This window comes from Dehalococcoidia bacterium, assembly GCA_041653995.1.
Lineage (GTDB): Bacteria > Chloroflexota > Dehalococcoidia > GIF9 > UBA5629 > CAIMUM01.
Genome location: JBAZEK010000051.1, coordinates 2,896 through 3,568, shown reverse-complemented (window position 1 = coordinate 3,568; position 673 = coordinate 2,896). Strand labels below are relative to the sequence as shown.

At 50.2% G+C, this 673-nt stretch carries 2 protein-coding genes; both read right to left on the bottom strand.

Annotated features, from left to right (window positions below; genetic code table 11):
* On the bottom strand, nt 1-313 hold a 313-nt coding region (locus tag WC359_15185; protein MFA5401794.1), incomplete at its 3' end, for a multidrug transporter.
* On the bottom strand, nt 314-673 hold a 360-nt coding region (locus WC359_15180), incomplete at its 5' end, for an efflux RND transporter permease subunit (protein MFA5401793.1).

The following is a 673-nucleotide window of genomic DNA, read 5'->3' as shown; positions in this document are numbered from 1 at the left end:
TCGGGAACAAGGCAGCCTGTTGAACGCCATATAAGGCCCGCGTTTTTTCCACGTTTAAAACAGCTAACCGCAGGTCCCGATTATTTTCAAGGGCCAGTTGGATGATCTGCTGAAGCTTTGGGTCGGTAAAAAACTCCCGCCATTTGAGTTGCGGAGCATCTACAACATTGGCTGCCGGCTGCTCCTTCGGATAAGCATTTCCTTTAGGCCACTGCTCAGGAACTGCCGGCCCCGGCCGGTTGTATTTCGGGGCCAGGGTGCAACCGCTTAAACAAACAATAATTCCTAAAATTAAAACGGGTATTTGCTTCATTTAATGTTTTTCCCCGGAATCAATAATATTCGAAGCAACAGTTACAGCCTGCGCCGGTTTTTGTTTCCTTCGGCTAAAAAAACGGGTCACCAGGATAAAAAACAATGGGATGAAGATAAGGTCAATGAAGGTAGCCGAAAGCATTCCGCCGACAACTGCCGTTCCAATGGCATTCTGGGCGCCTGCTCCTGCGCCGGTAGTTATGGCCAGCGGCAAGACACCGAAGAAGAAAGCCATGGAGGTCATGATAACCGGCCGGAAACGGGTTCTGACCGCTCCCAGAGTTGCCTCAACCAGTTTTTCTCCGTGTTCCAGGCGCTGTTGCGCGAACTGGATGATCAGGATGGCATTTTTAGTCGA